At 61.0% G+C, this 13,833-nt stretch carries 10 protein-coding genes; 2 read left to right on the top strand and 8 right to left on the bottom strand.

The annotated features are described in order from the left end of the window. The 4 genes from ptsP to treP form a co-directional block, all read right to left on the bottom strand. On the bottom strand, nt 1-2,532 hold the full coding sequence (ptsP, locus tag HYE77_RS25465) for a phosphoenolpyruvate--protein phosphotransferase (RefSeq protein WP_177069738.1): 2,532 nt from the start codon (nt 2,530-2,532) through the stop codon (nt 1-3). Nucleotides 2,533-2,581: 49 nt separating this feature from the next. Then, nucleotides 2,582-3,802: a carbohydrate porin gene (locus tag HYE77_RS25460; RefSeq protein WP_177069736.1), complete on the bottom strand. Its 1,221-nt coding sequence runs from the start codon at nt 3,800-3,802 to the stop codon at nt 2,582-2,584. Nucleotides 3,803-3,873: 71 nt separating this feature from the next. Beyond that, nucleotides 3,874-5,520 carry an alpha,alpha-phosphotrehalase gene (treC, locus tag HYE77_RS25455; RefSeq protein WP_177069734.1) on the bottom strand — a complete coding sequence of 549 codons (1,647 nt, stop codon included), beginning with the start codon at nt 5,518-5,520 and terminating at the stop codon, nt 3,874-3,876. 118 nt (nt 5,521-5,638) lie between these two features. Beyond that, complete coding sequence (gene treP, locus HYE77_RS25450; RefSeq protein ID WP_177027907.1) at nt 5,639-7,081, bottom strand: PTS system trehalose-specific EIIBC component; 1,443 nt, start codon at nt 7,079-7,081, stop codon at nt 5,639-5,641. A gap of 235 nt (nt 7,082-7,316) precedes the next feature. Between treP and treR the strand changes: the two genes are divergently transcribed. Continuing rightward, complete coding sequence (treR, locus tag HYE77_RS25445; protein ID WP_003209636.1) at nt 7,317-8,021, top strand: trehalose operon repressor; 705 nt, start codon at nt 7,317-7,319, stop codon at nt 8,019-8,021. A gap of 74 nt (nt 8,022-8,095) precedes the next feature. Here treR and guaA read toward each other — a convergent pair whose 3' ends face one another. The 4 genes from guaA to HYE77_RS25425 all read right to left on the bottom strand — a co-directional run bounded on the left by guaA (nt 8,096) and on the right by HYE77_RS25425 (nt 12,838). Next, nucleotides 8,096-9,673, bottom strand: coding sequence for a glutamine-hydrolyzing GMP synthase (guaA, locus tag HYE77_RS25440; RefSeq protein WP_003209644.1), 1,578 nt, complete (start codon nt 9,671-9,673; stop codon nt 8,096-8,098). Between the two features lie 82 nt (nt 9,674-9,755). Continuing rightward, complete coding sequence (gene guaB, locus HYE77_RS25435) at nt 9,756-11,225, bottom strand: IMP dehydrogenase (protein WP_003209646.1); 1,470 nt, start codon at nt 11,223-11,225, stop codon at nt 9,756-9,758. Between the two features lie 159 nt (nt 11,226-11,384). Then, nucleotides 11,385-11,933 carry a hypothetical protein gene (locus tag HYE77_RS25430; protein ID WP_003209647.1) on the bottom strand — a complete coding sequence of 183 codons (549 nt, stop codon included), beginning with the start codon at nt 11,931-11,933 and terminating at the stop codon, nt 11,385-11,387. A gap of 137 nt (nt 11,934-12,070) precedes the next feature. Next, the gene (locus tag HYE77_RS25425; RefSeq protein ID WP_003209649.1) at nt 12,071-12,838 is read right to left on the bottom strand and encodes a sulfite exporter TauE/SafE family protein; all 768 of its coding nucleotides are present in this window, start codon (nt 12,836-12,838) and stop codon (nt 12,071-12,073) included. 99 nt (nt 12,839-12,937) lie between these two features. Between HYE77_RS25425 and HYE77_RS25420 the strand changes: the two genes are divergently transcribed. Then, nucleotides 12,938-13,828 carry a LysR family transcriptional regulator gene (locus HYE77_RS25420; protein ID WP_177027908.1) on the top strand — a complete coding sequence of 297 codons (891 nt, stop codon included), beginning with the start codon at nt 12,938-12,940 and terminating at the stop codon, nt 13,826-13,828. Nucleotides 13,829-13,833: the final 5 nt, after the last annotated feature.

Genomic DNA, 13,833 nt, shown 5'->3' with positions numbered 1-13,833 from the left:
TCAGTTCTCCACAACCAATAAAGTTTCAACGGTAGCCGCGTGATACAGGCGCAAGGCCTCGCGAACCTGCGACGCTTCTTCCAGGCCCAGCACCTGGCGGGCGATGGATTGGCAATCCGCCAGGTCCAGCTCGCGCACGGTAGCCTTGATGGTCGGGATCAGCGGCACGCTGACCGACAACTCATCCACCCCCAGCCCGATCAGCACCGGCACCGCCAGCGCTTCAGACGCCAACGCCCCACACACGCCGACCCACTTGCCATGGGCATGGGCCGCCTTGACGGTGGCGGCGATCAGGCGCAGCACCGCCGGGTGAAAGCTGTCGGCCTGGCTGGCGAGGCGCGGGTGATCGCGGTCCATGGCCAGGGTGTATTGGGTCAGGTCGTTGGTGCCGATGGAGAAGAAATCCACCTCCGGCGCAAACAGATCGGCCATCAATGCCGCCGATGGCACTTCGATCATGATTCCCAGCTTCGGCAGTTCCGTCAGCCCCAGGGCCAGCGCTTCCTCTTCAAGAATCTGCCGCGCCAGGCGCAGCTCCGAGAGCAGGCTGACCATCGGCAACATGATGTGCAGCCGGGCGAAACCGGCACTGGCGAGAATCGCCCGGAATTGTTCACGCAACAGTTCCGGGCGCTCCAGGCACAGGCGAATCCCGCGCAGGCCAAGGAACGGGTTGGTCTCGCTGTCCATCGGCACATAGGCCAGCGGCTTGTCGCCACCAACGTCGAGGGTGCGCACCACCAGATTGCGCTGCGGGCCCAATGCACGGGCGATGGCGCTGTAGGTGCCCGCCTGCTCTTCGGGGCTCGGCGCGCGGTTGCGGTCCAGGTAGAGGAACTCGGAACGCAGCAAACCAACGCCTTCGCCCCCCAGGGACAACGCCTGCTCCACCTCCTGCAACGATGCGACGTTGGCCGTCACTTCGACATGATGACCGTCGCGGGTCGTAGCGGGCAACGACGCCTGCTCCACTTCCCGCTGGCGGCGCAGCACTTGTTGTTGGCGGCTGGCTTGCAAGTGTTCGATCTCGGCCAGGTCCGGGTCCAGGTGCAACTCGCCCTTGTCGGCATCCAGCAGCACTTGCTTGCCGTTGGCCAGTTCCAGCACCTGCGCCGGCACCCCGCAGATGGCCGGCAAGCCAAGGGCGCGGGCGAGAATGGCGACGTGGCTGGTAGCGCCGCCGCCCACCGTCACAAAACCCAGCACCTTGCGCGTGTCGAGGCTGGCGGTTTGCGAGGGAGTCAGTTGTTCGGCAATCAGGATTGCCTGCTCCGGCAAATCCCAGGCGCTGTCCTGAACCCCGAGGATCAATTTCAGCACCCGCTGGCCAACGTCTGCCAGGTCGGCAGCGCGCTCGGCAAGCAAGGCGTTGCCCAGGCCCTGGAAGAGCGTGGCGGTGGCCTCGGTGGCGCTGTTCCAGGCGAAGGCCGCGCTCTTGCCCTGGTCCAGCAGGTCGCGGGTTTGTTCCAGCAGGGCCGGATCGTCCAGCAACTCCTGATGGGCGCGGAAGATCTCGGACTGGGCAGTGCCGACGGCCTTTTCCTGCAGGGCTTGCAGCGCCTGATTGGCGTTGTTCAGGGCATGGGTCAGGGCCGCACGTTCCAGCGCTTCACCTTTGCCGGTCTCTACGAACGTCAGTGCCGGCTCCTTGACCTGCACCACTTGGCCAAACGCCGAACCGGGCGAGGCGCACACGCCGCGCAGCAAGGTCGCCGATGAATCAGGCGCCACGGGTGCAGCGCCAGGTTGAGGAGCCGCGACGGTTTCGCCGCAGCCTTCGGCCAGCAAGGTCACCAGCGCCTGGATCGCCGCTTCGGCATCCTCGCCGGCCGCGCTGACTTGCAAGGTGTCACCCTGCACCGTCTGCAATGCCATGATCCGTACCAGCGACTTGGCGTTGGCGCTCTCGGTTTGCTTGTGCAGGTAAATACTCGCCTTGAAGCCTTTGGCCGCCTGCGCCAGCACCGCCGCCGGGCGCGCATGCAGGCCGTTGGCGTTGGGCAAGGTCAATGGCCTGGAGAACAGGGCGTCACCCTCCTCGTCTTTCACCTCGTCGGCAACGGCTTGCGGCGTGACTCGCAGCAGTGGCTGCCCCACGTCTACCAGGCCCTGCTCGGGCGTCAGCAGCTTGAAGGGCTCGCCACTGACCACCAGCATCAGGGTCAGCAAACTACGGGCATTGAGCGCCACGTAGTCGGCATCGAATTCAATCAGCGGTTGTCCGGCTTCCACCCGCTGGCCTTCCTCGACCAATCGGGTGAAACCCTTGCCCGCCAGGTTCACGGTGTCCAGGCCGATGTGCATCAGCACCTGGACGCCGTTGTCATCGGTGATGCTCACCGCATGACCACTGTCCTGGATATTGCTGATCACCCCGGCCAGTGGCGCGCAGAGGGTCTGCGAGGTCGGATCGATGCACAGGCCATCGCCGATCAGGCGACTGGAGAACACCGGATCAGGCACCTGGTCCAGGGCGAGCAGCACCCCGGACAATGGCGCCAGCAATTCCAGGGATTGGGTTGTGGTCATGACTTCACCTGCTGTTTGGTTCTGTAAAAATCATTGGGCATCGACGGCTTTATTTCCACCAGTACTCAACCTGCACACCAAAGTTGGAGCCATGCAACTCCGAGCCATAACTGCCGGTGTCGGACAACGCCGAACCTGCCGCCAGTTCATTGGCCGCACGCTTGGCCGCTTCGTTCCAGGTCGCGTAGGTGTAATACAGGCGCACTTCCGGTCGTGCCCAGAAATCCGGGCCTTTGGGCGACCAGGTCGGGGCGAACGTAAATTTGCTCAGCTTGCGCGTGCCACCGGTGGCCTCGACCTGATCATGACCGAGTTCGGTGACCAGCTTGAACTGTTCGGAAATCGCATAGGCCGGGCGCACGCCCAGCGACATCCAGGTCTGATCCTGGCTGCCCGGGCGAATATCCTTCTGGTACACGGCCTCGATCTGCCCGCCAAACCGTGGCGTCACTTGCCAGTCGAAGAACTCCACCGCGCGGTAGCTCTTACTGCTTTTATCGAGGAAGGTATCGCCGGTGTAGCCGAGGCCGGTGCCGGGGCCTTCGCCGTACTGCAGGGCAAATTTGTTGCGCCCGCCGAGGAAGGGTTTCTGCACATGCTGGGCGGTAATGGCCCAGCCGCTGTTGGTGTCACGGCCACCGGCTTTTTCGATATAGCTCAAGCCCAGTTCCAGCTCGCCGCCGGGATTGGTCTTGAAGCCGGCCACGTTAAAGTCGTGACGGGTGGCGTATTCCTTCTGGTACAGGTTGTCCTTGCGGGAAAGCGCGTAGCTGTATTTCAGGTCGCCGATTTTCACGTCCTCGATACCGCCGCCCGTGGCGCTCTGGTTCCAGTAGTAGAAGTCGGAGATATGGATGTCGTTTCGTTTGTAGTAGCGCCGGCCGGCCCACAGCGAACCGCCGTTGAGGCTGGGGATGTTCGACCACTGCGCATACATCTGCGGCATGCGTGCCGAGCCGTTGTCTTCGCCCTGGAACTTCAGCGCCCGGTCGTACTTGTTGTACAGCGAAGCCATGGCGTCGACGCTGAACACCGAGCCGTCGTCGAGGGTCAGCAGGTCCTGCCGCAATTCGAGTTCGGCGTACTGCTCGCACTCGTTGCCCAGGCGGTATTTGGATTGTGCACCCGGCAACTGGAAGCACTGCTGCTTGCCACTGCCGGTTGAAGTCCCCGCACCGCTACGCAAGTAGCCGGCAAATTCCAACGCCTGGGCTGCCATCGGCAAGGTCAGGCAGGATGCAACGAGGCCCAGCTTTATTGTTGTTTTCATGAAGCACTCCGATATTTTTATTATGTTTTTTTAAGCGCCCCGGCTCTCCCACGCCGGGGGTAAAGCGGGTCTCAGTCCTTGAGATGCAGCACAAACGATTCATACGGGCGCAGCGAGACCTGGCTCGAGCGCTGTGGGCAGTCGTCGTAGTTGCTGATCAGCAGGCGTTGCTCACTCGCCGCCGTCAGCAGGCCATCGGGCAGTTCGATCTGGCATGGCGTGCCGTAGAAGTTGTTCAGCACCAGCAGGCGTTCGCCGTGGCCTTCGCGCAGGTACGCCCAGACCTGGGTGTGCTGTGGCAGCAGTTGGCGGTAAACGCCTTCCTGAATCAGCGGCTCATGCCGACGCAGCTTGATCAGCGCACGGTAGTGAACCAGTACCGATTGCGGGTCATCCAGCTCGCTTTGCACGTTGATCTGCGCGGCGTTGGCCGGGATGCCGATCCACGGTTCGCCGCGACTGAAGCCAGCGTTTTGCTCGGCATTCCATTGCATCGGTGTGCGGCTGTTATCGCGGGACTTCTGCATGATCGCCGCCATGCTCGATGCCTCGGACTCACCGGCCTCACGCTTGAGCCGATAGATGTTCAGCGTCTCGACATCCCGGTATTGGTCGATGGTGTCGAAGCCCGGATTGGTCATGCCCAACTCTTCGCCCTGGTACACGAAAGGCGTGCCCTGGAGGAAGTGCAGCGCAGTGGCGAGCATCTTCGCCGAGACCACGCGGTGCTCGCCGTCGTCACCAAAACGCGAGACCACCCGCGGCTGGTCGTGGTTACACCAGAACAGCGCATTCCAGCCGCCACCGGCCTGCATGCCGAGTTGCCAGTCGGACAGAATCTGCTTGAGTTGCAGGAAGTCGAAGTCGGCCGCGACCCACTTCTGCAGGTTCGGATAATCGACTTTCAGGTGGTGAAAGTTGAAGGTCATCGACAGCTCTTTCGACTGTGGATTCGAATAACGAATGCAGTGCTCAAGGCTGGTGGACGACATCTCGCCGACGTTGATCAGGTCATGCCCCTCGAACACTTCACGGTGCATTTCCTTCAGGTATTCATGCACGTTCGGGCCGTCGGTGTAGAAGCGCCGACCGTCGCTGTTGTCTTCCGGAAAATCCGCCGGCTTGGAGATCAGGTTGATCACGTCCAGGCGGAAACCGCCCACGCCCTTGTCGCGCCAGAAGCGCATCAACTTGAACACTTCGGCGCGCACCTTGGGGTTGTCCCAGTTCAGGTCGGCCTGGGTGTGGTCGAACAGGTGCAGGAAGTACTGGCCGGTCTGCGCCTCGTATTCCCAGGCCGAGCCGCCGAACTTGGATTCCCAGTTGTTCGGCTGGTCGCGCCAGATGTAGAAGTCGCGGTACGGGTTGTCGAGGCTGCTGCGGGCCTGCTGGAACCACTCGTGTTCGATGGAGGTGTGGTTGACCACGATGTCGAGCATCAGCGTGATGCCGCGCTTGGCGGCTTCGCTGATCAGCAGGTCGCAATCGGCCATGGTCCCGTAGCTCGGGTCGATGGCGTAGTAGTCGCTGATGTCGTAGCCGTTGTCGCGCTGGGGCGAGCGCAGGAACGGGGTGATCCACAGGCAATCGACGCCCAGCCACTTCAGGTAATCGAGCTTGTCCACGATGCCCAGCAGGTCACCGGTGGCGTTACCCGCGTGGCTGTGGAAGCTTTTGGGGTAGATCTGGTAGATCACCGAATGTTGCCAGTTTTGCATGGTGGGTTCCTTCAATAAGTTATGTGCTGGCCTTGAGAGCCTCATCGCGGGCAAGCCCGGCTCCCACAGGGGAACGCATTCAAAATGTGGGAGCGGGCTTGCTCGCGAAAGCGGTAGATCAGGCGACGCGGTAGCCAGAGCGCACGATCTTCATGCTCAACACACAGGTCAAAACAAACGGCACGACAATCGCGACGACCATGCCGATGACAAAACTTGGGATGTACTGCGGGATGATCGAGATGAACCCGGGCAAGCCACCCACGCCAATCGCCGAGGCCTGGACCTTGTTCAATGACAGGAAAATACTGCCCAGCGCCGAGCCGGTCAGCGCCGCGTAGAACGGAAACTTGAAGCGCAAGTTGACCCCGAACATCGCCGGCTCGGTGATGCCGAAGTAGGCGGAAATCGCCGAGGTGGACGCCATGCTCTTGTCCCGCGCATTGCGGCTCATGTAGAACACGCCGAGCGCCGCGCTACCCTGGGCCAGGTTGGACATGACGATCATCGGCCAGATAAAGGTGCCGCCCTGGGTGGAAATAAGTTGCAGGTCCACGGCGAGGAACATGTGGTGCATGCCGGTGATCACCAGCGGTGCATACAGCAGACCGAAGATTGCGCCGCCGACCATCGGCGCCAAGTCAAACAGGGTGACCACGCCTTCGGTGATCAGGATGCCGAGGTGGCGGGTCACCGGGCCGATGATCGCCAGCGCCAGTACGCCGGTGACGACGATGGTAGTGATCGGCACCACCAGCAACTGAATGGCATTCGGCACCCGTGCCCGCAGCCATTTCTCAATCACGCTCATCACGTAGGCGGCCAGCAGGATCGGCAGGATCTGGCCCTGGTAGCCGACCTTCTCGATCTTGAACCAGCCGAAAATATCGAAATACGGCAGGCTCTGGCCGTCGAGGCCGGCGACCGCCTTGCCGTAGTTCCAGGCGTTGAGCAGATCGGGGTGCACCAGCATCAGGCCGAGGACAATGCCGAGGATTTCACTGCCACCAAAGCGCTTGGCCGCCGACCAGCCCACCAGTGCCGGCAGGAACACGAACGAGGTGTTGGCCATCAGGTTGATCAGGCTCCACAGGCCATCCAGGTTCGGATAGGCGTCGAGCAAGGTCTTGTCCGCGATGAACATGCCCTTGGCGCCCATCAGGTTGTTCACCCCCATGAGCAAGCCGGCAATGATCAGCGCCGGCAAAATCGGCATGAACACATCGGAGAACACCCGCACCAGGCGCTGCATCGGGTTTATTTTGTCGGCGCTTTTCTGTTTCACGTCCGCGATGGTCGACGCGGCGAGGCCCGTTTGCTCACGCAGGGCGGCGTAGACCTTTTCCACTTCGCCGGGGCCGATCACGATCTGGAACAGGCCGCCGGTGAAGAACGAACCCTTGACCAGGTCGACCTGGTTCAGCTCGCCGCTGTTGGCCAGGCTCGGGTCCTTGAGGGCCAGGCGCAAGCGGGTCACGCAGTGGGCAGCTTGCTCAAGGTTGTCGCTGCCGCCGAGGTTCTTGAGAATCTCGCGGGCAATATTCGGATAGTCGTGGCTCATGCTTGGTATCCACTCTGGTTTTTTTTATTGGGCGGTCATAGGCAGCACGCCGAAGCCAAAAGTACTCGTCTGTACGAGTTAAAGCAATAACTCGTATGTACGAGTTTGAAAATGATTAATTTTCTGTTTTTTGAGTCAGAAATTTCCGAGTTCTACAATGGGTTGCATGGACAAACCCCATCGCTGCCACTAAGGTTCCTGCCTTGAACGCCAACGCGGCACAGAGCCCTTCCCCATGAGTAAATACAACCAGATCTATACCGATCTGCTTGCCAGCATCACCACCGAACGCCTGCAACGCGGCACGCGCCTGCCCTCCGAAACCGAACTGATGGACGCTTACCAGGCCAGCCGTGGCACGGTACGCCGGGCGATCGAGCAATTGCAGGAGCGCGGCTTCGCGCAAAAGATCCACGGCAAGGGCACCTTCGTGCTGTCACCCAACCCCATCGAGTTCCAGCTCGGCGGTATCGTCAGCTTTCGCGAGACCCATGCCGCCCTCGGCGACGACGTCAGTACCGAAGTGGTGGAGTTCAGCCAATTCCCGCTGGAAGGCCCGTTGATGCAACACATTGAGGCCGAAGCTGGCAGCTTGATCACCCGGGTCAAACGGGTGCGGCGGATCGATGGCAAACGGGTGATCCTCGACATCAACCACTTCGTCGCCGACCTGATACCGGGGCTGGATCGGGAGATTGCCGAGCAGTCGATCTATGCGTTTATCGAACAGACCTTGCAGCTGCAGATCAGCTATGCCCAGCGCACCATCGAAGCGCTGCCACGGGGAAAGGACGATCAGACACACCTGGACCTCGAAGGTCAGAGCCATGTGATCGTGGTGAGCAACCAGACGTTTTTGCAGGATGGACGGCAATTCGAGTACACCGAGTCGCGGCATACGCTGGATAAGTTTTACTTTTCGGATATTGCGCGGCGGTAGACAAACGCCAGAAACACAAAACCCCGGCACCAGGCCGGGGTTTTGTTATTCAGCGCTCACCTGCTACCGCAGGTTCACTCCCACTCAATCGTCGCCGGCGGCTTGCTCGACACGTCATAAGTCACGCGCGAAATACCTTCGATCTCATTGATGATACGACCGCTGACCGTCTCCAGCAGTTCGTACGGCAGGTGTGCCCAACGGGCGGTCATGAAGTCGATGGTTTCCACCGCACGCAGGGCCACAACCCAGGCGTAACGACGACCATCGCCAACCACGCCAACCGATTTCACCGGCTGGAACACTACGAACGCCTGGCTGACCTTGTGATACCAGTCGGCCTTGCGCAGTTCTTCGATGAAGATGTGGTCGGCGCGACGCAGCAGGTCGGCGTATTCCTTCTTCACTTCACCGAGGATCCGCACGCCCAGGCCCGGGCCCGGGAATGGGTGGCGGTAGACCATGTCGTACGGCAGGCCGAGTTCCAGGCCCAGACGACGGACTTCGTCCTTGAACAGTTCGCGCAGTGGCTCTACCAGCTTGAGGTTCATTTCCTCAGGCAGGCCGCCCACGTTGTGGTGGGACTTGATCACGTGGGCCTTGCCGCTCTTGGCGCCGGCCGATTCGATCACGTCCGGGTAGATGGTGCCCTGGGCGAGGTACTTGATGTTGTCCAGTTTGTTGGACTGGGCATCGAATACGTCGATGAAGGTGCGACCGATGATCTTGCGCTTCTTCTCCGGGTCGGACTCGCCGGCCAGGTTGTTCAGGAACTGATCTTCAGCGTTGGCGCGGATCACCTTGACGCCCATGTTCTCGGCGAACATGGCCATCACTTGCTCGCCTTCGTGCAGGCGCAGCAGGCCGTTGTCGACGAAGACGCAGGTCAGTTGGTCGCCGATGGCCTTGTGCAGCAGCGCCGCAACCACGGAGGAGTCAACGCCGCCGGACAGGCCCAGCAGGACGTTGTCGGTGCCGACCTGGGCACGTACGTTGGCGATGGCGTCTTCAGCGATCTTCGACGGGGTCCACAGGGCTTCGCACTGGCAGATGTCGAGGATAAAGCGCGACAGGATGCGACCGCCTTGCTTGGTGTGGGTCACTTCCGGGTGGAACTGCACGCCGTAGTAGCCGCGCTCGTCGTTGAACATGCCGGCAATCGGGCAGCTCGGGGTGCTGGCCAGGATGTGGAAGTCTTCCGGCATCCGGGTGACCTTGTCACCGTGGCTCATCCATACGTCGAGGCCAAACAGGCCGTCGGCGTCGATGTGGTCTTCGATGCCGTCCAGCAGGCGGCTCTTGCCGACCACGTCGACACGGGCGTAACCGAACTCACGCAGCTCGGAACCTTCAACCTTGCCGCCCAGTTGCTCGGCCATGGTCTGCATGCCGTAGCAGATACCGAAGACCGGCACGCCCAGGTCAAACACCGCCTGCGGGCAACGCGGGCTGTTGGCTTCGTGCACGGACTCGGGGCCGCCGGCGAGAATGACGCCTTTTGGAGCGAATTCGCGAATCGCTTCGTCGTCCATGTCGAACGGATGCAGTTCGCAGTACACGCCGATTTCACGCACGCGGCGGGCGATCAGCTGAGTGTACTGGGAACCGAAGTCGAGGATCAGGATGCGGTGGGCGTGAATGTCGAGGGCCATGAGATCAGTCTCGTCTAATGAATCAGAAACAACTCGGGGCTGAATAAGACAGCCCCGGTTACTTAACTATTTGCTGGAAGCATCAACCTACGCGGTAGTTTGGCGCTTCCTTGGTGATCTGTACGTCGTGGACGTGGGACTCGGCCATGCCGGCACCGGTGATCCGCACGAACTCAGGCTTGGTGCGCATTTCTTCGATGTCGGCGCTGCCGGTGTAGCCCATCGAGGAACGCAGGCCGCCCATCAGTTGATGGATGATGGCGCTCAGGGTGCCCTTGTACGGAACACGCCCTTCAATGCCTTCCGGTACCAGCTTCTCGGCGCCCGCGGAGGAGTCCTGGAAGTAGCGGTCGGAAGAGCCTTGAGCCTGGGACATGGCGCCCAGGGAACCCATGCCACGGTAAGCCTTGTACGAACGACCCTGGAACAGTTCGATCTCGCCCGGCGCTTCTTCAGTACCGGCGAACATCGAGCCCATCATCACGCAGGAAGCACCGGCGACGATGGCCTTGGACAGGTCACCGGAGAAACGGATGCCGCCGTCGGCGATCAACGGTACGCCAGTGCCTTCAAGGGCCGCGGCGACGTTGGCGATGGCGCTGATTTGCGGCACGCCTACACCGGCCACGATACGGGTGGTGCAGATCGAGCCAGGGCCGATACCGACCTTGACCGCATCAGCACCGGCTTCGGCCAGGGCCTTGGCGGCAGCGCCGGTGGCAATGTTGCCGCCGATCACTTGCACGTCAGGGAAATTCTGTTTGACCCAGCGAACGCGGTCGATCACGCCTTTGGAGTGACCGTGGGCAGTGTCGACCACCACCACGTCAACACCGGCAGCCACCAGGGCCGCTACACGGTCACCGGTGTCTTTGCCGGTACCGACCGCAGCGCCTACGCGCAGACGACCCTGATCGTCCTTGCTGGCCAGCGGGTAAGCCTTGGCTTTTTCGATGTCGTTGACGGTCATCATGCCCTTGAGGGCGAATTTGTCGTCGACGATCAGTACGCGTTCGATGCGGTGCTTGTGCAGCAGCTCGCGCACATCGTTCTTGTCGGCGCCTTCCTTGACAGTAACGAGGCGCTCTTTAGGCGTCATCACTTCACGGACGGTGACTTCAAGGCGGTTCTCGAAACGCACGTCACGGGAAGTGACGATGCCGACCAGGTCGCCATCGTGCAGCACCGGAACGCCGGAGATGTTGTGCAGGCGGGTCAGGTCGAACAGGTCACGAACGGTGGCATCGGCCTCGATGGTGATCGGGTCCTTGACCACACCGGCTTCGTAACGCTTGACCTTGCGAACTTCGGCAGCTTGCTGCTCGATGGTCATGTTCTTGTGGATGATGCCGATGCCGCCTTCCTGAGCCATGGCGATTGCCAAACGGGCTTCAGTGACGGTGTCCATGGCAGCGGAAACCAGAGGAATATTCAGCTCGATGCCACGGGTTAGGCGGGTCTTGAGACTGACTTCGTTAGGAAGCACCTCGGAATAACCGGGCACTAGGAGAATGTCGTCGAATGTCAGAGCTTCTTGGCTGATACGCAGCATCGCGGGGGCTCCCGAGCGGGAAAATGGAAGCGCGCCATTATAGTCAGACACCCCCTCGGGTTCAATGTAAAACTCTGACAAACTTGGTAATACTGATAGATGGATGATTTTTGCAGCACTGAGCGTTCCCACGCTCTGCGTGGGAACGCTCACATCGGATTAAAGTTCGACTTTGACCCAACTCATCTTCTGGTCCAGCCAGTCGGCAAATTCGTCGATAAAACTCTGCTTGAACCCCGCCTCCGCCCAGTTATTGAAGATGAATCCCAGGTTGGAAAAGCCGCATTCCTGCAGGAACAGGAAACCGTTGATGTCGTCCTCATGCCCACACAGCGGGCAGGTGAAGTTATCGGTGTGGCCGGGCATCCAGTCTTCCAGGCTTTCGAACAGGGCTTCGCCGACTTCCTTGAGGCACTCGGGACAGCCGGCCTCTTCCAGGAAGCCTTTGGCCGGGGTGTAGATGCAGCGCTTGTAGATGATCTCCAGGCCGTTGATCGGCTCGTTGAACGGCAGCGCGTCGGGGTGCAGCACCACGGCGCGGGCACCGTCGGCCAGGGCATAGCCCATGCGGTTGCCGGTGCGCCCGCAGGTGGTGAGTTCTTCCTTGACGATGTTCTTGCGCACCAGCCAGCGCACGATCGCCCGGGCGCGGGGTTCGTGGACGGGTAGCGTGGAGATTTTCGGGACAAGGATGCTTTGGGAATTCATGGGAGTCCTGCGGCGTGGCTACTGGCGCCTTCGCGAGCAAGCCCGCTCCCACAGGGGGAATGCGTTCCAAATGTGGGAGCGGGCTTGCTCGCGAAGAGGCCCTGAAGGCTGGCAGCTTAATCCCTGAAACAATCAGGTCAAGTACTCAAGTAACGGGCAATCAAGGCAATGCCACTGGCCAGCACCAGCCAGGTCACCAACCGCACAAACGCCTCACGGGACATGCGCAGGGTCAACCGCCGCCCCGCCCACAGCCCGAGCGCCATGGCCGGCAACAGGCACACCGCCAACATCAACAAGGGTAGCTCGGCATACACGCCCGCGATCAGAAACAGGCTCAGGCGCACCACCGTGCTGCAACTGATCAACGCACTCTGGGTCGCCCGCGCGCCATCCTTGGGCAATCGGCTGTTGAGGTAGATCGCATACAGAAAGCCGCCACTGCCAAACAACGCGCCAAACAGCCCGCCGACAACCCCCATGGGAATCGCCCAGCCGGCTGCCATCTGCGTGGGCTTGGCCTTCACCGCCAGGCTGTAGATCGCATAGGCGCTGATAAACAGCCCCATCAACAGCAGCAATAAATCAGAGTGCAGGTTGAGCAGGAAGATCACCCCAAGGGTGCAGCCAATCGCCATGCACGGCAGTAGCCTGAACAACTCCGGTTTCACCACATCCCGGCGCGATTGCAGAAGGTTGCCGAAGGCCGCGACAAAATCCAGCAGCACCAGCAAGGGGATGATCTTCGACAGCGGCATGAACAGAATCAGGATCGGCCCCGCCACCAATGCGGTACCAAAGCCTGCAATGCCGAACACGATATACGCCAGGGCAATCGCCACGCCGATCACCAGCCAGTCCACACCGCCAAACGACCAATGACTCAACAGCTCGACCGGACTCATGACGTATTCCTTATTAGAGATGGCCATCACTTTAGCCATTGGCAAGCGTTGCGACTAATATCTTCAAAGCCCATCACTCATCTCGAAAAGGCATGACTTGTGATTTCCACCCGGCAATTGCGTTACTTCGTCGAAATCGCCGAGAGCGGCAGCTTCAGCGCAGCGGCCGAGCGGCTGTTTGTGGCGCAATCGGCACTGAGCCGGCAGATCAAGGAGCTGGAAAACCTGCTGCAAACGCCGCTGTTTGAACGCACTGCGCGCCAGCCACGGCTGACGGCTGCGGGCGAGGCTTTTTATCCGCGGGCACGCAACCTGCTGGGCGAACTGCTCAAGGCCAGTGAGATGGCGACGCAAGTGGGCAATGGACAGCTCGGCACGCTGCGAATGAGCCATTCGAGCACGGTGCCGATGAGTGGCCGCCTGCTGCGCGGCATCGGTGCCTGGCTGGAACGATGCCCGGGCGTATCGATGGACATCGCCAAACTGTCCTCCGAAGCCCAGTTGGAAGAAATCGCCGACGGCCGACTGGAGGTCGGGCTGTTGCGCTTACCGGTGTTGCGCCAGCGCGAAGGCGTGCGCATCGTCCCTTTATATAGCGAGCGACTGTTGCTGGCCGTGCCGCCGAACCACCGGTTGGCCGGGCACACATCCGGTATCGATTTGACGCAACTGAAGAACGAAGCGTTTATCTCGATCCCTCACCCCCAGCGCGGAGGGCTGAGTTACCTGTCAGCCGAGTTGTGCATGCGTGCAGGATTTTTCCCCAAGGCGGCGCGGGTGATGTCGCGCAAGACCACGCAGTTACAGCTGATCCAGGCCGGATTCGGGATCGCCTTGCTGCCGGAGTCGATGCAGGACATTGCGCCGGCCAACATTCATTTTTTACCCCTGGCCGATCCCGATTGCCAAAGCACCGTCGCCCTCGCCTGCCAGCAAACGCCGAGCGCGCTGGTGGAGCAGTTCTGTCAAACCCTGCACGAATGCCTATAAACTGC

The organism is Pseudomonas sp. IPO3774, assembly GCF_013386835.1.
In the GTDB taxonomy this organism is placed as follows: Bacteria; Pseudomonadota; Gammaproteobacteria; order Pseudomonadales; family Pseudomonadaceae; genus Aquipseudomonas.
The sequence above is the reverse complement of the archived record's forward strand: the minus strand, read 5'-3'. Positions and strand labels throughout refer to the sequence as shown.